Source organism: Arthrobacter sp. LjRoot78 (assembly GCF_964254335.1).
Taxonomy (GTDB): Bacteria; Actinomycetota; Actinomycetes; order Actinomycetales; family Micrococcaceae; genus Arthrobacter.
Window position 1 is genome coordinate 338,524 of record NZ_CAXUTG020000001.1, and the last position, 19,349, is coordinate 357,872.

Consider the following 19,349-nt stretch of genomic DNA (forward strand, 5'->3'; position numbering starts at 1 on the left):
CTGCGGGCCGTCCCTGCAGATTAGCGGACGCGCGGCGGCGCGACTAGGGTTTCGCGGGCATCGGACCAGTGGGGAACGGGCCTGCGCGAAGCGGCCCGTGCGCCATGCCCGGGCCGAACACGGGGCCGGGTTCCGGTCGTTTGGCTGTCAGGCCCAGGTTTGCGGGACGTTGCCGCACCCGCCGCACCACCCACGGGAACAGGTAATCCTTGGCCCAGACCAGGTCGCTGCTCCTGGCCTGGCGCCAGCTGCCGACGGGCAGCACCTTGGGTTCCAGCGGTTTCAGGGTGTGCGGGACGTTCAGTGTCTCCAGCACCATGGCCGCGATGGTGTGATGGCCCAGCGGGGAGAAATGGAGGCGGTCCGGATCCCACATGTGCGGAGCCGCCAACTGGCGCAGGCTCCAGAGGTCGGCCACCACGCCGTCATGCCGGGCCGCAATGGTGCGCATGTTTTCGTTGAAGATGGCCACCTTGCCGCGGATGCGTCCGAACACCGGCGTGCTTCCCCAGTCCGGACCGGTGAAGAGCACCACCGTTGCTCCGGTGGCGCTGAGGAGCGCTATTGCCGGCTCCAGCCTCTCCGCCAGCCTGTCCGGATCACTGCCGCGGAACACGATGTCATTGCCGCCCGCGGAGAGTGTGACCAGGTCCGGCTTGAGCTCGAGGGCCGGCCCCAGCTGGTCATCGACGATCTGCTGGAGGAGGCGGCCCCTGACGGCCAGGTTGGCGTAGGCGAAGTCCTGGTGGCCCAGGCTCAGCTCTTCTGCGACCCGGTCCGCCCAGCCGCGCACACCTCCGGGGCTCCGCGGCTCCGGATCGCCATACCCCTCGGTAAACGAATCTCCCAGTGCCACGTATCGGTTCCAGGGGTGCGGAGCCGGAGTGCTCGCCGCGGGGGGTGTCCGCGACGGTCCAGGAATGCTGAACGTACTCACGTTCCCATGGTGACCCCGTCCGGGACCCGAAAACAGGGCCGAAGGTCGCATTTCGGCAGGCGCCGCGGCGGCCGTCAGCGGATGTGATTCCTATTGCATTAGCATCAGAAAATACCAAGGGGGGTATATCATGGAGGGAGTCCTAGAGCCACGGAGGAAGCAATGGAACTCGATCCCGCCGACATGAAGCCGGTCATCAACCGCCTGCGCCGCGCCCAGGGGCAGCTTGCTGCCGTCACGCGGATGATTGAAGAGGGCCGCGACTGCAAGAGCGTGGTCACCCAGCTGGCCGCTGTATCCAGCGCCCTGGACCGGGCCGGGTTCTCCATCATCGCCACGGGCCTGCAGCAGTGCATGCAGCAGGAAGACCCCAGCCTTGACAAAGCCGAGCTTGAGAAGCTCTTCCTCTCGCTTGCCTAGGCGGTTTTAGCCTCAAGCACGTAAGACTTCAGGTCATCGAGCGTCTGCTGCATATGGGCGTCCATGGCGCTGCGGGAGCGTGCGGCGTCGCGTGACTCCAATGCCTCGGCAATGGCCTGGTGGTGCCCGATGGCATGCTCCTGGATGTCCCGGAACTTGGACGTTTCGGTCCGCCGCTTCTCCAGGACACGGTGCAGCGGCTCAAACAGGACGGCGACAAAAACGTTCTCCGAGGCGCGGAGGATGACGTCGTGGAACGCGAGGTCGGCTTCCACGAAACCCGGCAGGTCGTCGGAGCCGTGGGCCTTGCGCATGGCCGCCACATAGCCGTGCAGAATCCCGATGTCCGCGTCGCTGATGCGGCCCGCCGCCAGTTCGCATGCGCCCGTTTCCAGCATCCGGCGGAGCTCGATCAGCTGGATGGCGGCGGAGGCATCATTCACGCCCTCTGACGCTGCGCGGAGCACGGCTTCCAGGGAGGCCCAGCGGTTGAGCGGGTTGACGAACGTGCCCCGCCCCCGCTCCACGCTCAGGATGCGCTGCGCTTCGAGCGTCTTCATGGCTTCCCGCACGGTCATACGGCTGACCTCGTGCTTCGCGCTGAGCTCCAGCTCGCCCGGGACGCTGGAGCCGGGGGGAAACTCGCCGGCAATGATCCGGTCCAGGAGCTCGTCGGCCACCACGCCGACCAGTGATTTACGTGCCAATTTTCCCCCGTTCAGCGGTGAGCGACGATTTGTCCGACAAGTCTACTTGCGCGTCCCTGTGCCTTGTGCCACACTAGCACTCAAATGTTAGATGTCTGACATCTTACAAATACCTAACCGCAGCAGAGATTTCATACACAACGGAGTGCAAAATGCCCCTTGAAGCAGATGTACTGGCAGCCTTCCCGGCCGAGGTCCAGATTCCCGCTGAGCTGGTTGCCGACGCTGTCGCGGCGTCTTCGGCAGCCTCCCCCCGCGTGCTTGTAGTGCTCGACGACGACCCCACCGGCACGCAGTCCGTTGCGGACCTGCCCGTGCTCACCCGCTGGGACGTTGCCGACTTCACCTGGGCCTTCTCCCACATTCGGGAGAACAACCTCAAGTCCGCCGTCTACGTCCTGACCAACACCCGCAGCCTGGACCCGGCCGAGGCCGCCGCACGGAACGAAGAAATCGTCCGCAACGCGCTGGCCGCAGCAGGGAACACAGCCGGCGCCGCCGAAGGACAAGCGCTGCGCCTCGGTTTTGTCAGCCGCAGCGACTCCACCCTCCGCGGCCACTACCCGCTGGAACCTGATGTCATCGCCGCCACCGTGGCTGCCGAGACCGGCGAGGCCACCGACGGCGTAGTGATCGTTCCGGCATTTCCCGACGCCGGCCGCGTCACCATCGGCGGCGTGCACTACATGCGCGGCACCGGGGCAGACGCCGGCACGCTCACCCCCGTGGCCGAGACTGAATTCGCCAAGGACGCAAGCTTCGGGTTCGCCAACTCCGAGATGGCCAAGTATGTCGAGGAGAAGTCGAAGGGCCGGTTCGCTGCTGACTCCGTGATTGTCCTGGACCTCAATATCATCCGTGCCGGTGCTGCCGCCGCGGACCCTGTCATCTCCGCCAAGGCCATCGCGGACGCCATCGAATCCGCCACCGATTCCACGCCGATTGTGGCCGACATCGTCACCGAGAATGACTTCCGCGCCCTGGCCCTCGGCCTGGAAGAAGCAGAACGCCGCGGCAAGAAGCTCCTCTACCGCGTGGGGCCTCCTTTCGTCCGTGGCCGCATCGGCCAGGAAATCCGCGCACAGCTCAGCGGTGAAGAGGCCTACGCCGGCAATACGCCGTCGGAAGCCGGCGGGCTCATCGTGGTGGGCTCCCACGTCGGTGTCACCACCCGCCAGCTCAAGGCACTCACCGAGCAGCACAGCGCGGCACGCATCGTGGAGATCGACGTCGAGAAGCTGCTTGGCGATAGCGCTGCCAGCTACCTGGACGAAACAGTGGAAACGGTGGTGGAGTCGCTGCGCACCGGCGATGTCATCGTGCACACCAGCCGCCTCCTGATCAAGACCGACGACGCCGCCGAAAGCCTGCGGATCGCACGCACCGTGTCTGCCGCCGTCGTGGCCGTCGTCAACCGCACGCTCAAGACGTTCCCGCCGCGCTTTGTGATCGCGAAGGGCGGCATTACGTCCTCGGACGTCGCCGCGCACGGCCTGGAAATCCGCCACGCGATCGTCCGCGGGCCCATGCTCCCGGGCATCGTCAGCCTGTGGGAGCCGGTGGACGGCCCCGCCAAGGGCATCCCGTACATCGTCTTCGCCGGCAACGTGGGAGACGACCAGTCCCTCGCCGACGTCACGCGCAAGCTCAGCAACACCTTCTGAATCCCGACATAATTTCAATGGAGAACACCATGACCAGCAGCTACACCATCACCGTCCTGGGCCTCGGCGCCATGGGCCTGCCCATGGCCACCCGCCTGGCCAGCCAGCTCACCGTCCACGGCTTCGACATCGCCGAGCCGCGCCTGAAGCTCGCCGCGGAAGCCGGGATCCGCACGTTCGATTCCGCCCGCGAAGCCTCCGAGGGCGCCGACGCGCTCCTCCTGGCCGTGCGCAACGGCGAGCAGCTCAACGATGTCCTCTTCGGCGAGAACGGCGTGGCCTCCGTACTCAAGCCGGGCGCCGTCGTGATCCTCGGCAGCACCGTGGGCACCGAGGCCATCCCGGCCACCGTTGACCGACTGGCCGAATACGGCGTCGAGCTCGTCGACGCGCCGCTTTCCGGCGGCCCGAAGCGCGCCGGCGAAGGCGACCTCCTGATCGTGGTGGGCGCCTCACCCGAGGCCCAGGAAAAGGCCCGCCCGGCCCTGGAACTGCTGGCCTCCACCCTCACCGTGGTGGGCGACAAGCCCGGCGACGGCCAGGCGCTCAAGACTGTCAACCAGCTGCTCTGCGGCGTCCACATCGCAGCTGCCGCCGAAGCCCTGGCCCTGGCCGACGCCCTCGGCCTGGACCAGGAAAAGACCCTCAAGGCCCTCGAAGCCGGTGCAGCGGGGTCCTTCATGCTCTCCAACCGCGGCCCGCGCATCCTCGAGGCCTACAACGAGGAAGGTGCCGAGGTGCTGAGCCGCCTGGACATCTTCGTCAAGGACATGGGCATCGTGGGCAAGGCCACCCGTGCCGCCGGCCTGGCCGCCCCCGTTGCCGCCGCAGCCGAGCAGCTCTACCTCCTGGGCCAGGCCCAGGGCCTCGCCGCGGCCGACGACTCCGCCGTCATCAAGGTTGTCGCCCCCACGAAGCGCACCGCATAATCCCCACCTAAAGCCCGACGACGGCGGTCCCCCCTCCGTCGTCGTCGAACCACCTCGCCAGGCGCTGCCGGCGACGTCAAAGGAGACAATTCCCCATGAACCCCCTGATGAACTCATTGATGGTGCGGGCCGCTGATGCCCCCGCCATCAAGCCGGCCGTGGAGCTGGGCACTCCACTGCTGCTGACCATCGCCGCTCTCGGCATCGCACTCCTGCTGGTCATGATCATCCGCTTCAAGATCCAGGCCTTCGTGGCACTGCTGACGGTCAGCATCCTGGTGGCCGTCGCGTCGCAGATTCCGTTGAAGGACGTCTTCACCGTCGTGGCCACCGGTGTCGGCGGCACCATGGGCAAAGTGGCACTGCTGATTGCCCTGGGCGCCATCCTGGGCCGGATGATCGAGGTGTCCGGCGGCGTCCAGTCGCTGGCCTCCCACTTCACCGAGAAGCTCGGTGCCAAGCGCGTGGCAGTGGCGCTCACCGCCGTCGGCTTCCTGGTGGCCATTCCGGTGTTCTTCGAGGTCGGCGTGATCGTCCTGGTGCCGATCGTCTACGCGTTCTCCAAGATCGCCAAGGTCCACCCGGTGAAGTTCGGCCTGCCCATGGCCGGCATCATGCTGTCCATCCACGTCGCCGTGCCGCCGCACCCGGGCATCGTCGCCGGGGCAGGTGTCTTCGGAGCCGACATCGGGCTCATCACGCTGATCTCCCTGCTCATCTGCATCCCGCTCGGCTTCCTGTCCTACTGGGTTGCCAGCATCATGAACCGCAAGGAATACGAACTCCTCCCCAGCGTCAAAGCACAGGTTGACGAGTTCGGTTCCGCTTCCCTGGTGCACGTGGGCCACGACGGCCCCGGAGCCCAGGCTGTTGCCCCGCCGCGCCCCGGCCTGATCATCTTCCTCATCGCCGCACCCATCGTCCAGATCCTCCTCGGCACCGTGGGCACCCTGACCATCAGCAAGGACAACTTCTGGTACGGCGTGGCCGCGTTCGTCGGCAATCCGTTCCTTGCCCTGCTCGTGGCCGTTGGCCTGTCGTTCTTCCTGCTGGCGGTCCGCCGCAACTGGTCGCTGCGCGAAACCGGCGAGATCTTCGAAGGCGCACTGCCTCCCATCGCCTCCATCCTGATGGTTGTTGCCGCCGGCGGCGTGTTCGGCGAGGTGCTGCGCACCTCCGGCATCGGCGCGGCACTCTCGCAGACCCTGGACCACCTCGGCCTGCCGCTGATCGTCCTCGGCTTCATCATTTCCCTGGCGCTCCGTGCAGCGCAGGGCTCCGCAACGGTGGCCATCGTCACCACTGCCGGCCTGCTCACCTCGGCCGTGGCTGAAGGCGGCTACTCGCCCGCCCAGATCGCCGTGCTGGTCATCGCGATCGGCTTCGGCTCCCTGGGCCTGTCCCACGTGACCGACGCCGGCTTCTGGACCGTGGTGCGGTACTACGGACTCACCGTATCCGACGGCCTCCGCACGTGGACCGTCCTCACCACCATCCTGGGCCTGGCCGGCTTCGCCCTGACCTTTGTCGCCTGGATCCTGGTGGGAGGCCTGAGCGCCTGATGCGTGCCCGACTCGACCACCTGGTGGGTTCCGCCCTGCAGCAGGGCGCCGCTGTCCCGGCCTTCACCTGCTACGACTTCACGACTGCCCTGGCCGTGGTGGAGGCTGCGGAAGAGGCCGGCCGCGGAGCCATCCTGCTGGTTGCTCCCAAGACCGCCGGCACCCCCAACGGGCTGCGCCTTATCAGCGCGCTCCGCGGCCTGGCCGACTCTGCCGGCGTTCCGATTGCCGTGCAGCTGGACCACGCCTCCGATCTTCGGGTGATCGCCGACGCCGTCGCAGCGGGGGCGGACTCGGTCCTCGCCGACGGTTCGTCGTTGCCCTACGAGGACAACATTGCGCTTGTCCGCGAGGCGCGCGCCGTGCTGGCCGCGCAAGGCCACGCCGACGTCGTGATTGAAGCGGAACTGGGCGGGCTCGCCGGCGACGAGGACCGCGCCTTCGGTGCCGACGCAACCGGCCCGTTGACGGACGGCGCCGGCGACGCCACAGGAGCCGGCACCGCCGGGCTGACCGACTCTGCCCAGGTGGAGGACTTCGTAGCCCGCACCGGCGCCCAGCTGCTGGCAGTGGCCGTTGGCAATGTGCACGGCAAGTACAAGGGGGAGCCGCAACTGCGGTGGGACGTGCTGCAGGACATCGCAGTGCGCACCCACATTCCGCTGGTGCTGCACGGCGCCTCCGGCATCCCGGCCGAAGAGCTGGTCAAGGCCGCCGCCATGAACGTGGGCAAGGTGAACTTCAACACCGAACTCCGCACCGGCGTGCTGGCCACGCTGGAAGCCGAAACCGGTCCGCACCGTGCCGACGGCGAGAACCTCCAGGGACTGCTCGGAAAGTGGAACGCCTCGGCCAAGGACTTCGCCGCCGGCGCTCTGTCCACCCTCACCAAGTAGCGGAACAGCAAGACTCCCAACGGGGGAGGCTAGGATCGAGCCATGATCCCGGCCTCCCTCGTTTTCGCGTTTGTTGCGGCCCTGCTGCACGTCTACATCTTCACCATGGAGTCCGTCACCTGGACCCGGCCGGCCACCTGGAAGCGCTTCGGGGTCGCGTCACAGGCCGACGCCGAGACCACCCGTCCGCTGGCCTACAACCAGGGCTTCTACAACCTGTTCCTGGCCGTCGGCGCCCTGATCGGCGCGGGCGCGGTTCTCCTCGGCCAGCCGGTGGTCGGCTGGACCCTCATCTTCGCGTCCTGCGGGTCCATGCTGCTGGCGGCCGCCGTTCTCGCCCTGACCGGCCGGAAGTACCTCCGCGCGGCCGCCATGCAAGGAACGACGCCGCTGCTCGCCGTCGTCCTCGGCCTCCTGGGGCTGCTGCTCGCCTAAGCCCGCTGACCGGGTGCCGGAGCAGGGCAGCTTCTGGTCCTTGACGGGCGCCCGGCGGACAATGGAGAGTACGCAGGGAATCGTTCCGCGTCGGTAGGGAGCGCAATGGGTGTTCCGCAGCAGCCGCAGCAGGCAGGCACAGGGCAGGTCATGCCCGCACCGGACCGCGACGCTGTGATCGACCTTGCCCGCTTCTTTTGCCTGGCCCTCGTAGTGGTGGGACACACCATGATGGTCAGCCCCGTGCTACACCCTGACGGCACGGTAACCACCGAAAACACCCTCGCGCTGCAGGACTGGTTCGAGCCGATCATCTGGATCTTCATGGTGATGCCGCTCTTCTTCGTTGCCGGCGGCATCACCGGGCTGCAGTCCTGGCGGCGGCTCAAGGCCCGCGGCGGCGGCGGACTGGAGTTCGCCCAGGCCCGGCTGCTGCGCCTCATCCGGCCCGCCGCCGCCCTGCTGGCCGTGATGTTCGCCGGGCTGTGGGCGGCACGGCTGTTCGGCGTGGAACCGCAGGTGGTGGAGCTGATCGTCACCGGCGCCGGGATGCCGCTCTGGTTCCTGGCCGCATATCTGGCCGCCCAGCTGAACATCCCCCTGCTGGCCGCGCTCCATGACCGCGCACCCTGGCTGTCACTGGCCGGCCTCGCCGCGCTGGTAGTTGCAGTCGACTGCTTCCGCGGTGCCCTGCCGCTGCTGGCGTACGCCAACATCCTCTTCCTGTGGTGCGCCGTTCAGCAGCTGGGGTTCGTGCTGGCCGATGCCCCCGGAGGGAAGCCCCGCGCCTCCACGCTGGCGGGCGTCATTATCGCCAGCAACCTCGTGCTGGGGCTGGTGACGGGCCTGGGGCTGTACCGCGGCAACATGCTGGTGAACCTGAACCCGCCCAATTTCTGCCTGCTGCTCCTTGGCACGGCCCAGGCCGCGGCGCTCCAGCTCTCCCGGCCGATGCTCACAGGTGCGGCCTCGGCCCGATGGGTGCGGGCGGTGGTGGGGCTGGCCGGACGGCGCGCCATGACCGTCTACCTGTGGCACCTGCCACTGCTGGCAGCCATGTCCGGGCTGCTCCTGCTCACCGATTTCCCCAAGCCGTTGGCGGGGACCGCGGCATGGTGGTGGTCGCGTCCGCTGGTCCTGCTGGGCATCATCGCGCTCCTGCTCCCGGTGCTGGCGGTGTTCGGGCGGCTGGAAGAACGTCCGACGGCGTCTGTCCACTCCCGCCGCCGGCCTCCCGCCGCGGTGGTGACCGCCGTCGTCGTCGTTTATATACCGGTGGCCGACGCCGCGCTCAACGGGCTGACGCTCGCCCTGCTGGGCGGGGGAGCGGCGTGCTTCGCCCTGGCAGTGCTCCTTCTCGGCCGGATTCCACTGCGTCCACCCGCGCCGGGAGGCCGCAGCGGACCATTGCCACAAGCGCCTTTAAGTGCCAATGTCGAACCATGACGGAGAACACCGTATCCACCGAAGACACGTTCAGTCCGGACGTCACCACCATCCGGAATGATGAGCTGCACCGCTACGAACTGCGTGTCGGCGGGAAGCTGGCGGTCGAGTCGCGCTTCGTCGACAGACCCGGGCACGTGGACTTCATTCACACCGACACTGCGGCGGATTTCAAGGGACAGGGGCTGGCAAAGGTGCTGGCACATTTCGCCCTGGATGACGTGGTGTCCGCAGGGAAGCGGATCATCCCGCACTGCCCCTTCATCTATGGCTACCTGAAGAAGCACGACGCCTACGAACAGTTCATCGACTGGCCCGAGCACCCGCCCACGGACGAAGTGACCGCGTCCTAGCACGCCCTGGCGTTGCAGGCCCGCCCGGGGAGGGCAAGCTTAGTCGTCGAAGTGGGTGGACGGTGCCCCCGGCGCGAACGACGCCACGAGCTTATCCGCCACGTCCCGAAGCTTCAGGTTCCGGCCGCTGGAAGCCTTCGTGAGGATGGCCATCGCTTCCGCCTGCGAACACCGGTTCTGGCCCATGATGATGCCGGCGGCCAGGTCGATGACGGTGCGGGACTCCATGGCGGCCCGCAGGTCAGCGGCCAGCTTTTGGTGCATGCCGATTCTTACCGCAAGGCGGAGCGCCTTCTCGGCCTGGGCGGCAAACTGTTCGGCCTTCTGGACCGCGACAGCGTCGAAGAGGTCCGGGGCCGCCGCAAAAACGTTCAGTGCGGCGGCGGCTCCGGCTCAGTGTCACGGCGCAGGAAAACGTCCCGGCCGAGGGTGCGCGAGAGCGCGGCAGCTGAAAGCTCACAGAGCTCCGTAAGGAACCCGTTGACGTCCTCGCTGCTGATGACCAGATCCTGCAGCTGTTCGGCCACGGATGTGTCCAGCGTGATCTCGTCCATCCCCCAAGTCTGGGTCTGGTGGGAAGTGAAAGACCCGGCACGGAGGGCAGCTTGTGGCCCGGGCAACTATTTCGTATGGTTTAGGTGAGTTATGAAGCTGGCTCTTGGATGTCTCTGTGGGAGAAGCCTTGAACCATAAACTGCGTGTGCTGGTCCGTGTGGACGTTGATCCCGGACGAGTGACCCTGGAAGTCTCGGGCTGCCTGACCCAGACCAACTATCCCGTCCTGCTGCACATCATGCGCCGCGGGCGGCGCCTCTCCCCGGAGCAGGACATCACAGTGGACCTCCACAATGCTTCCCATCTGGATCCCGAGGTCCTGATGTATCTGCGGCACATCGCCGGACGCAAGGTTGAGGGCGGCGCGAATTCCGGGCACGGCGCGGGCGGCTCCGACGCGTTCCACCTCACTCTCGACGAGCCCGCGGAAGTCCCCATCTGCCTGGAACATGCCGGGCTGGCAGGAGGCGAAGAGGCCACCCTTGACAGCGAAATCAACGCCCTGCTGGATTCAGACGCCACTTCCGGTTTGGGCATCGACGAAAACCTGGCAACAGCCGGGGAACAGCGCACCATCGACTGCCTGGAGCTCGCCGAATACCTTGAGGGGAACCTGGATCCCGCATCCACGGTCCGGGCACTGTCCGACGACGCCCTCGGAAAGCTGGCCGACGCACTGTACCGGCACTTGGACACCCGGAGCCCTTCGTTCGGCGCGCACACCTGGTACGAACTGGCCGCCGAGGAACTTCACCTCCGCCACCTGACGGAGCCCGACGGCCCGTCGCAGGAGGAAGTCGCCGCAGGCTGACGGCCCGGTCCGGCGTCATCAGCCGCCTGGCACCTTAGCCCTTTTCCGGCCGGGCGGATAAGGTTGGACTGACGCAGGATAGTCCACCCTTCCACGCTCCTTTGGTCTCACTTCGGAGCCGGATCCTCATCGGGCGGCTGACTGAACGGACGAGGATCCAGGGGGACAGCCGGGCCATGACACCACGGCAACTGACCATCAGGCTGATTGTTTTGGCTACCGCCATCCTGGGCCTGAACTACATCATTTGGCGTTGGATGGTTTCCATCAACTGGGAAGCCTGGTGGATCGCGATACCGCTGGTCCTGGCGGAGACCTACTCCCTGCTTGACTCCCTGCTTTTCGGCGTCACCATGTGGCGATACAAGCAACGGGACACTCCGCTACCGCCGCCGGCCGGACTCACGGTGGACGTTTTCATCACCACCTATAACGAGCCGTTTGACCTCGTCATGGGAACGGCGCGGGCAGCCAAGAACATTGCCTATCCGCACAGGACCTGGATCCTCGACGACGGCAACCGCGCCGACCTGCGGGCCATCGCCGAGGCGGAGGGCATCGGCTGGATCACCCGGTCCGACGACTGGGCCAACCGTCCCCGGCACGCCAAGGCCGGCAACCTCAACAACGCACTGCTCGCCACGGACGGCGAGTTCATGCTGATCCTTGACGCAGACCAGGTGCCGGACCCGAAGATTCTCGACAACACGCTGGGCTATTTCAACAACCGCAGGATGGCTCTGGTCCAGACCCCGCAGGTGTTTGTGAACGTCCCGCCGAACGATCCGCTGGGCAGCCAGGCGCCGCTTTTTTACGGGCCCATCCAGCAGGGCAAGGACGGCTGGAACGCGGCCTTCTTCTGCGGTTCAAACGCGATCATCCGGCGGGAAGCGCTCATGCAGCTGGGGGTGATGCGCTACGTCTCGGAAACAGAGCTGGCGCTGAACAAGGCGCTCAAGACCGCGGACAAGGTGGTGGCCAAGGCGAGGCGCCAGCTTGGCCCCGGGCAGGAACGGCTGGCGTCCGCGCTCTCCACGTTGGCGACCGACCTGCAGCAGGTCCGGCGCGAGCTCAGCGAGGGGCAGGCCATTGCCGACGTCACCTACCGGTTCCAGGAGCGCGTGGACGCCGTGGCCCGGAACCTGGTGGCGGAAGACTTCGCGGCGCTGCACGCTGAACTTAACTCCATTGAGGGGCTTTCCCGGACCATCGACGTGGACGGTTCCCTCGCCGTCGTCGACGACGTTGCCCTGGACAGGCTCTCCCAGCGCGACTGGTCCCCGCTGGGAGCGGTGGAAACCGTCCGTGTCCTGATCGATTCCGTCAACGCCGAGAAAGCCGGCGAGGCTCAGGCCGTGATGCCGCTGGCTACGATCTCGGTGACAGAGGACATGGCCACCTGCATGCGGCTGCATTCCCTCGGCTGGGAATCGGCCTACCACCACGAACGCCTGGCTGACGGTCTGGCCCCCGAAGACCTCGATTCGATGCTGACGCAGCGGCTCCGGTGGGCCCAGGGCACCATGCAGGTCATGTTCCGGGAAAACCCGTTTATGCAAAAGGGGCTCAGCCTGGCCCAGCGGCTGATGTATCTGGCCACCATGTGGAGCTATTTGTCCGGGTTCGCCGCGGTGGCGTACATAGCCGCTCCCGTCATCTACCTGATCCTCGGGATCCTTCCGGTCCAGTCCCTGAGCAACGAGTTCTTCCTCCGGCTCATCCCGTTCCTGGTGATCAACCAGATCCTGTTCTTGGTGGTGGGACGCGGGGTGAAGACGTGGCGCGGCCAGCAGTACTCGCTGGCGCTTTTCCCCACCTGGATCAAATCCGTCACCTCCGCGTTCGGGAACGTGTTCCTGGGCCGGGACCTGGACTTCCGGGTCACGCCCAAGACACTGCAGGCGCGCAGCCGGCTGCCGTGGCATTTGGTCAGGCCGCAGCTGATAGCCATGGCTGTCCTGGCACTGGCGGCCGTGGTGGGCGTTATCCGGCTGCTGCTCGGCCAAGGGGATCTCCTGGGCAGCTCCGTCAACTTTGTGTGGATAGCCTTCGATCTGCTGATCTTCAGCGTAGTCATCGAAGCTGTCCGCTACCCCGGCTACGATGCCTGGCTGAACAGCAACAAGAAGAAAGAGGGAAATCCATGATCGAATTCAAGAACGAGACGCTGGCCAATGGAGTGGGCGTGATCCGTCCTGTGGGCCGGCTCAATATGGTGTCGGCCCCGCACCTCGGCGCCAACATCGATGCGCTGATCAGCGACGGCACGGTCCGCCTGGTGGTTGACCTTGCCGGCACCGACTTCATTGACTCGTCCGGCCTCGGTGCCCTGATTACCGGGCTGAAGAAGACCCGGCAGGCCGGCGGAGACCTCCGGCTGGCCAACCCCACGGCCCAGATCACGGCGGTCCTGGAAATGACCAACCTCAACAGGGTGCTGCAGCCGGTCGCCTCGGTGGACGGGGCCTATTGATGAGCAGCGAGTTCAGCCTGCGCGCCGCCGCGGTTCCCGAAAGCCTGGAGCTGATCCATAAACTGCTCGAGGACCTCTGTGCAGGTGAACCCGGCATTCAACCCATGGACCGCATCAGGTTCGAAACCGCGCTCATCGAGGTGGCGTCCAACATCATCGAGCACTCCCGCCCGGCCGGCACGGACCCCGTCCGGTTTGTCCTGGCTGTGGAATGCGAACCTGAGCGGCTCTTTGCCGAATTCACGGACAACGCCCGGCCTGCCGGCATCGACCTCACGGCCGCCGAACTGCCGGATGACATGTCCGGGAGCGGCCGCGGACTTGCCCTCGCCAAGGTGGCGTTGGACCAGTTTTCCTACGCCAAGGAGGACGGCGGGAACCGCTGGACACTGCTTTGCCGGCGCAAGTCGACGGCGGACACCGCCACGCACTGAACCGGCCACCAACATGCACTGAGCGGCGAATCTTGCCTCAATCGCCGCCCGGGCGACAGTCAATGACGCTCCATTGAGCCGGCAAGACCCCGCAAATCCGCCAAATTCATAATTAGCTCACAAAAGTTTGACTAAAAGGTTTACCTAAGTAAGGCTTGCCTTGCTACGTTAGCGCGCCTCCAAACGCCTACCAAAGGAAAACCTTGTGACGCTGTTGCCCCGTGTGGACGAGAAACCCCTGGACCTGCCCGCCCCTTCCGGCGGGCACGATTTCGGCTCCCGGGTGGAGCTCGCCCTCGCCGCCACCAACCACCTTTTCAACTCCCGCAACGCGCCCCGCTACGTGGCGCAGGTGCTCCAGGGCGTCAACGCCGTGGCCACCAAGCTGGAGCGGACCACCAAGCCGTTTACCGGCGTCGGGCCCCGGGAGCTTCAGGCGCGCGTCGGCGCGGTTGACCTGGACCTGCCCCTGCCGGACACTGCCGCTGCGCTGGCGGAACTTGAAGAGGTGTACCTGCAGGACGCCGTCTACTTCCATGACGCGAAGTACGCGGCGCACCTGAACTGCCCCGTGGTGATCCCGGCGCTGGTGGGGGAGAGCATCCTGTCCGCCGTGAATTCGTCGATGGACACCTGGGACCAGAGCGCGGGCGCCACCATGATCGAACGCAGGCTCATCGACTGGACGGCGGAGCGGCTGTCCCTGGGGGACGCGGCCGACGGCGTGTTCACGTCCGGCGGCAGCCAGTCCAACTTCCAGGCGCTGCTCATTGCCCGCAACCATGCCGTGGCCGGGCTGCGGAAGCTCCCCGGCAATGAATCCCTCCGGCTTCCTGCCCTGCTGGAGAAGCTGCGGGTCTTCGCGTCCGGAGACAGCCACTTCAGCATCCGCAAATCAGCCTCCATGCTGGGACTGGGGTACGACGCCGTCGTGCCGGTGGCCTACGGGCCGGACCACCGGATGGACCCCGCCGCGCTGGCCGGCGCGCTGGCGCAAACGGCCGACGCCGGGCTGGTCCCGATCGCCGTGGTGGGCACCGCCGGGACAACCGATTTCGGTGCGGTGGACCCGCTCGTCGAGCTCGCCGCCCTCGCCCGGGCGTACGGCGCGTGGTTCCACGTGGACGCCGCCTACGGCGGCGGCCTGATGCTCTCCGGCCGCTACAGCCACCGGCTGGACGGGATCGGCCTGGCCGACTCCGTCACCGTGGATTTCCACAAGACCTTCTTCCAGCCGGTGAGCTCCAGCGCCCTGCTGGTCCGGGACCGGGCCATGCTGCGGCACGTGACCTACTACGCGGACTACCTCAACCCGGAGAGCGCCGCGCTGGCGGACATTCCCAACCAGGTGGACAAGAGCATCCAGACCACGCGCCGCTTTGACGCCCTGAAACTCTGGCTGACCCTCCGGATTATGGGCGCGGATGCCGTCGGTGCCCTGCTGGACGAGGCGATAGACCTTGCCGCACGCACCGGGCAGGCCCTGGCCGCCGACCCCGACTTCGAGCTGGCCGCCCACCCGCAGCTGAGCACGCTCGTGTTCCGCTACCGTCCGCTCCTGGCCGACGGGACGCGCCTCGATGAGGACGCCGCGGACACCCTTAACCCGGCGATCCGCGCCGCCGTATTCGCCTCCGGCGAGGCGGTGGTTGCCGGAACGAAGGTGGCCGGACGGCACTACCTGAAGTTCACCCTGCTGAACGCCGAGGCCACCCCGGAAGACATCACCACGATCATCAGCCTGCTCCGCCGTACGGGTGAAGCGCTGCTTACCGGCCAGGAGGCTGCAGCATGAGCACCTCCACTCCCAGCACCGCAGGCGAGGGGCACGTGTACGACTTCGCCGGTATCGGCGTCGGGCCTTTCAACCTGGGGCTCGCCGCGCTCACCGAGCCCATCGACGGACTGGATGCCGTCTTCCTGGAGCGCCGCGACTCGTTCGACTGGCACCCCGGCATGATGCTGGAGCCGGCCCACTTGCAGGTCCCGTTCATGGCGGACCTCGTGACGCTGGCCGACCCCACGTCGCCGTATTCGTTCCTGAACTTCCTCAAGCAGACCGGCCGGCTCTACCGCTTCTACATCCGGGAAAACTTCTACCCGCTGCGCGCCGAGTACAACCAGTACTGCCAGTGGGTGGCTGGCCGGCTCGCTTCGGTGCGGTTCGGCACGGACGTCCGGGAGATCAGGTACGACGGCGGCGTGTACACGCTGTCCGTCCACGGCCCCGCCGGGCCGGAGGTGCTGCGCGCGCGGCGGCTGGTGCTGGGCACCGGAACATCGCCGTACGTCCCCGCGGCCTGCGACGGAATCGTCGAAGCGGCAGCCAATGGTGGCGGGCTGGTCCTCCACAACGCCGAGTACCTGTCGAGGAAGAGTGAGCTGCAGCAGCAGCGGAGCATCACCATCGTGGGCAGCGGCCAGAGCGCGGCGGAAATCTACTATGAGCTGCTGCAGGAGATCGACGTCCACGGGTACCAGCTGAACTGGGTCACCCGGTCCGCGCGGTTCTTCCCGCTGGAGTACACCAAGCTCACCCTGGAGATGACGTCTCCGGAGTATGTGGACTACTTCCACGGCCTCCCGGAGGAACAGCGCGACGGCCTCATCAGGAGCCAGAAGAACCTGTACAAGGGCATCAACTCCGAGCTCATCGATGCCATCTACGACCTCCTGTATGCCAAGAGCCTCTCCGGGATGGTGGATACCCGGCTGCTGACGCACTCGGCCCTCACCGGGGCCTCGTGGGACCCGGCCTCCGGCACCCACACCCTGCAGCTCCGGCATGAGGAGCATGGCGCCGGCTATTCGCTGGACACGGAGGCCGTGGTGCTGGCCACCGGCTACGGCTACCGCGAACCCGGGTTCCTGAACGGGATACAGGACCGGATCGCCCGGGACGGCCGCGGCAGGTTCGCCGTCGAGCGCAACTACAGCACCGGCGTCGAACCCGGCGAGATCTTCGTCCAGAACGCGGAACTCCACACCCACGGATTCGTCACCCCGGATCTCGGCATGGCCGCCTACCGCAACTCCTGCATCCTGCGCGAGATCACCGGCCGCGAGGTCTATCCTGTGGAACAGAGCATCGCGTTCCAGCAGTTCGGAGTGCCCGTGACGGCTAACGTCGCGGAGCAGAAGCCGGTGAACGCATGAGTTTCACGTTCCGCTGCTTCGACCCCGACGCCGACGCACAACTCCTCCACAGCTGGGTAACCCGGCCATATGCCGCCTTCTGGGGGATGCAGTCCGCGTCCGTGCAGGACGTTGTGCAGGAATACACGAAGATCCAGTCCAGTGGTCACCACCACGCGCTGCTGGGGCTCGACGCCGGCGTTCCAGCCTTCCTGATGGAGGAGTACCGTCCGGCCTTCTCCCCGCTGGCAGGCCGGTACGCCGTGCAGCCGGGGGACATCGGGATGCACCTCCTGGTCGCGCCGCCGGCCGGTCCGCCGCGCCCGGGCTATACCGCCGCCGTGATGGAAATCGTCCTGGACCGGCTCTTCGCCAAGGACAAAGTGGAGCGCGTGGTGGTTGAGCCCGACGCCCGGAACCACAAGATCCACGTCCTCAATGCGCGGCTCGGATTCCAGCCCGCCGGGGAGATCGCGCTGCCGGACAAGCAGGCCCTCCTCAGTTTTTGCACGCGGGAGGCCTTCCATGCCGCCCGCGCCGCCCGCGCCGCCCTTCATTCATCCCCGATCCACCCATCCCCGATCCACCTTTCCGCAAATTGCCAGGGAGCGTCACTTTGACCACCGCAGAACTTGAATCCGTCCTCACCGCAGGAAACGTCGCAACCCACCTCACGCCGGAACGCTGGGCCGCCGCCAACCGGCACCTGGTCCGCAAGGCGCTCGCCGAGTTCTCGCACGAACGCATCCTCAGCCCGGAACGGATCAGCGCCGGGGACAGTGCCGTGGGCAGTGCCGGGCCTGGTGCCGAGGACCGGTCCGGTGCCGGAGCCCAGTCCCACGACTACCGGGTGCTCAGCGATGACGCCACGGTTGAATACCGGTTCTCCGCCAGGATCCTGCACCTTGAGCACTGGTCCGTCGACGCCGCTTCGATCACCTGCAACCGGGACGGGCAGGACGCACCCCTGGATGCGCTCCGGTTCATCACCGAATTCCGCGACGCCCTGGGGATCCGGCCCGAGATGCTCCCGGTCTACCTCGAGGAGATCAGCAGCACTCTTTCCAGCCACGCCTACAAGCAGTGGATCGGCCAGCCGTCCTCCGCGGAACTGGCGGCAGGCGTGACCGGCGGAGCGGACGCCGCCACGGACTTCCAGGCCATTGAGCGCAGCATGACGGAGGGTCACCCCTGTTTCGTGGCCAACAACGGCCGGCTGGGCTTCGGCATCAGCGACTACCGCGCCTTTGCCCCGGAAACCGGCGTGCCCGTGCAGCTGGACTGGATCGCGGTGCACCGGAGCAAGGCAGTGTTCACCTCCAGCGAGGGCCTGGGCTATGCAGCCCACCTTGACGCCGAACTGGGTGCCGGCACCCTGGCCTACTTCGACGCCGAGCTCAGTGCCCTGGGCCTGGACCCGGCCGCGTATTTCCTGATGCCGGTGCACCCATGGCAGTGGGAGAACAAACTGACGGTGACCTTTGCCGCCGAGATCGCCCAGCAGCACATCGTGCACCTCGGGATCGGGGCGGACGGCTACCAGGCCCAGCAGTCCATCCGGACGTTTTTCAACACGACCGCCCCGGAAAAGGCGTACGTCAAGACCGCCATGTCCGTGCTGAACATGGGGTTCATGCGCGGGCTGTCCCCGCAGTACATGAAAGCCACACCGGCCATCAATGACTGGCTCCAGGACCTGATCGGCGGCGACGAGGCCCTGCGGGCCCGCGGACTGGCGATGATTCGGGAGGTGGCAGCCATCGGATACCACAACGGATACTACGAGGAGGCCGCGCCCAAGGAGTCGCCGTACCGGAAGATGCTGTCCGCGCTGTGGCGTGAAAGCCCGCTGCCGCTTCTGGAGGCAGGACAACAGCTGGCCACTATGGCCTCGCTGCTGCACACCGATGCCGCGGGCACACCCTTGGTCTCCGCCCTGATCGAACAGTCCGGGCTGGAACCCGGCGAGTGGCTGCGCCGGTACTTCGAGGCGTACCTCGTGCCCCTGGTGCACTGCCTGTACCGCTACGAGCTGGCGTTCATGCCGCACGGCGAGAATGTGATTCTGGTGCTCCATAACGGGGTGCCCGTGCGGGCGGTCATGAAGGACATCGCCGAGGAAATCGTGGTGATGGGGAACCGGATCGAGCTGCCGGACGCCGTATCCCGGATCAAGGCGGACATTCCCGACGACGAGAAGGTCCTGGCCGTCTTCACCGACGTGTTCGACTGTATCTTCCGGTTCCTCGGCGCCCTCCTTGAGGAAGACGGCGTGCTCCGCGGCGAGGAATTCTGGCGCATCGCTGCCGGGGCTATCCGCGATTACCAGGCGGAGCACCCCGAACTCGCGGATCAGTTTGCCCGGCACGACCTGTTCGCGCCCGACTTCCAGTTCTCCTGCCTCAACAGGCTGCAGCTGCGCAACAACCAGCAGATGCTCGATCTCACGGACCCGTCCGGAGGCCTGCAGATGGCCGGCAGGCTGGTGAACCCGCTGGCGAAGTTCGCCTAGGACGTTCGCCGAGATGGCATGTCACGGCAGTCGTGGTCGCACACACTGCCGTGAGGTGCCATCCCGGCGCTGCTTAGGGG

The 19,349-nt window shown here is 66.6% G+C and carries 20 protein-coding genes; 16 read left to right on the forward strand and 4 right to left on the reverse strand.

The features are described 5' to 3' along the window. Positions 1–43 precede the first annotated feature (43 nt). Positions 44–988 (reverse strand): SGNH/GDSL hydrolase family protein, encoded by a 945-nt coding sequence (locus ACSQ1X_RS01645; RefSeq protein ID WP_235505824.1) that lies wholly within the window; start codon positions 986–988, stop codon positions 44–46. A 111-nt stretch (positions 989–1,099) separates the two neighbouring features. Here ACSQ1X_RS01645 and ACSQ1X_RS01650 point away from each other — a divergent pair, with 111 nt between their 5' ends. Beyond that, positions 1,100–1,357 (forward strand): metal-sensitive transcriptional regulator, encoded by a 258-nt coding sequence (locus ACSQ1X_RS01650; RefSeq protein WP_055801628.1) that lies wholly within the window; start codon positions 1,100–1,102, stop codon positions 1,355–1,357. On the opposite strand, the gene ACSQ1X_RS01655 is transcribed toward ACSQ1X_RS01650, so the two are convergent. Beyond that, complete coding sequence (locus ACSQ1X_RS01655; RefSeq protein WP_055801625.1) at positions 1,354–2,064, reverse strand: FadR/GntR family transcriptional regulator; 711 nt, start codon at positions 2,062–2,064, stop codon at positions 1,354–1,356. The two genes, ACSQ1X_RS01650 and ACSQ1X_RS01655, sit on opposite strands and share 4 nt — an antisense overlap. Before the next feature lie 152 nt (positions 2,065–2,216). Here ACSQ1X_RS01655 and ACSQ1X_RS01660 point away from each other — a divergent pair, with 152 nt between their 5' ends. The 7 genes from ACSQ1X_RS01660 to ACSQ1X_RS01690 all read left to right on the forward strand — a co-directional run bounded on the left by ACSQ1X_RS01660 (position 2,217) and on the right by ACSQ1X_RS01690 (position 9,349). Next, positions 2,217–3,728 (forward strand): four-carbon acid sugar kinase family protein, encoded by a 1,512-nt coding sequence (locus ACSQ1X_RS01660; RefSeq protein WP_436056414.1) that lies wholly within the window; start codon positions 2,217–2,219, stop codon positions 3,726–3,728. A gap of 29 nt (positions 3,729–3,757) precedes the next feature. Further along, complete coding sequence (locus ACSQ1X_RS01665) at positions 3,758–4,657, forward strand: NAD(P)-dependent oxidoreductase (protein ID WP_436056415.1); 900 nt, start codon at positions 3,758–3,760, stop codon at positions 4,655–4,657. A gap of 95 nt (positions 4,658–4,752) precedes the next feature. After that, positions 4,753–6,219 carry a GntP family transporter gene (locus ACSQ1X_RS01670; RefSeq protein ID WP_055801618.1) on the forward strand — a complete coding sequence of 489 codons (1,467 nt, stop codon included), beginning with the start codon at positions 4,753–4,755 and terminating at the stop codon, positions 6,217–6,219. Next, positions 6,219–7,115: a class II fructose-bisphosphate aldolase gene (locus tag ACSQ1X_RS01675; RefSeq protein ID WP_436056416.1), complete on the forward strand. Its 897-nt coding sequence runs from the start codon at positions 6,219–6,221 to the stop codon at positions 7,113–7,115. The genes ACSQ1X_RS01670 and ACSQ1X_RS01675 overlap by 1 nt, the downstream gene beginning before the upstream one ends. Before the next feature lie 42 nt (positions 7,116–7,157). After that, positions 7,158–7,550, forward strand: coding sequence for a DUF1304 domain-containing protein (locus tag ACSQ1X_RS01680; protein ID WP_436056417.1), 393 nt, complete (start codon positions 7,158–7,160; stop codon positions 7,548–7,550). A 105-nt stretch (positions 7,551–7,655) separates the two neighbouring features. Next, positions 7,656–8,996 carry an acyltransferase family protein gene (locus tag ACSQ1X_RS01685; RefSeq protein WP_055801610.1) on the forward strand — a complete coding sequence of 447 codons (1,341 nt, stop codon included), beginning with the start codon at positions 7,656–7,658 and terminating at the stop codon, positions 8,994–8,996. Then, positions 8,993–9,349: a GNAT family N-acetyltransferase gene (locus ACSQ1X_RS01690; protein WP_055801607.1), complete on the forward strand. Its 357-nt coding sequence runs from the start codon at positions 8,993–8,995 to the stop codon at positions 9,347–9,349. The genes ACSQ1X_RS01685 and ACSQ1X_RS01690 overlap by 4 nt, the downstream gene beginning before the upstream one ends. 39 nt (positions 9,350–9,388) lie before the next feature. Here the strand turns inward: ACSQ1X_RS01690 and ACSQ1X_RS01695 are convergent, their stop codons facing one another. Further along, complete coding sequence (locus tag ACSQ1X_RS01695; protein WP_436056418.1) at positions 9,389–9,613, reverse strand: ANTAR domain-containing protein; 225 nt, start codon at positions 9,611–9,613, stop codon at positions 9,389–9,391. 107 nt (positions 9,614–9,720) lie between these two features. Next, positions 9,721–9,903 (reverse strand): hypothetical protein, encoded by a 183-nt coding sequence (locus ACSQ1X_RS01700; RefSeq protein ID WP_436056419.1) that lies wholly within the window; start codon positions 9,901–9,903, stop codon positions 9,721–9,723. A 128-nt stretch (positions 9,904–10,031) separates the two neighbouring features. Between ACSQ1X_RS01700 and ACSQ1X_RS01705 the strand changes: the two genes are divergently transcribed. From ACSQ1X_RS01705 to ACSQ1X_RS01740, 8 genes are all read left to right on the forward strand, one after another. Then, the gene (locus ACSQ1X_RS01705; RefSeq protein WP_436056420.1) at positions 10,032–10,715 is read left to right on the forward strand and encodes a hypothetical protein; all 684 of its coding nucleotides are present in this window, start codon (positions 10,032–10,034) and stop codon (positions 10,713–10,715) included. Between the two features lie 176 nt (positions 10,716–10,891). Further along, a complete protein-coding gene (locus ACSQ1X_RS01710; protein ID WP_436056421.1) occupies positions 10,892–12,862 on the forward strand; it encodes a glycosyltransferase family 2 protein in 1,971 nt (656 codons plus the stop codon). Further along, positions 12,859–13,188 (forward strand): STAS domain-containing protein, encoded by a 330-nt coding sequence (locus ACSQ1X_RS01715; protein ID WP_055801594.1) that lies wholly within the window; start codon positions 12,859–12,861, stop codon positions 13,186–13,188. Before ACSQ1X_RS01710 ends, ACSQ1X_RS01715 begins: the two co-directional genes overlap by 4 nt. After that, complete coding sequence (locus tag ACSQ1X_RS01720) at positions 13,188–13,622, forward strand: ATP-binding protein (protein WP_055801591.1); 435 nt, start codon at positions 13,188–13,190, stop codon at positions 13,620–13,622. The genes ACSQ1X_RS01715 and ACSQ1X_RS01720 overlap by 1 nt, the downstream gene beginning before the upstream one ends. A gap of 205 nt (positions 13,623–13,827) precedes the next feature. Beyond that, entirely contained in the window at positions 13,828–15,417 is a 1,590-nt protein-coding gene (locus ACSQ1X_RS01725) for a pyridoxal phosphate-dependent decarboxylase family protein (RefSeq protein ID WP_436056422.1), read from the forward strand. After that, positions 15,414–16,778 (forward strand): lysine N(6)-hydroxylase/L-ornithine N(5)-oxygenase family protein, encoded by a 1,365-nt coding sequence (locus tag ACSQ1X_RS01730; protein WP_436056423.1) that lies wholly within the window; start codon positions 15,414–15,416, stop codon positions 16,776–16,778. Before ACSQ1X_RS01725 ends, ACSQ1X_RS01730 begins: the two co-directional genes overlap by 4 nt. Continuing rightward, a complete protein-coding gene (locus tag ACSQ1X_RS01735) occupies positions 16,775–17,377 on the forward strand; it encodes a GNAT family N-acetyltransferase (RefSeq protein ID WP_436056424.1) in 603 nt (200 codons plus the stop codon). The genes ACSQ1X_RS01730 and ACSQ1X_RS01735 overlap by 4 nt, the downstream gene beginning before the upstream one ends. Beyond that, on the forward strand, positions 17,374–19,269 hold the full coding sequence (locus ACSQ1X_RS01740; RefSeq protein WP_436056425.1) for an IucA/IucC family protein: 1,896 nt from the start codon (positions 17,374–17,376) through the stop codon (positions 19,267–19,269). Before ACSQ1X_RS01735 ends, ACSQ1X_RS01740 begins: the two co-directional genes overlap by 4 nt. The last annotated feature ends 80 nt before the right edge of the window (positions 19,270–19,349 follow it).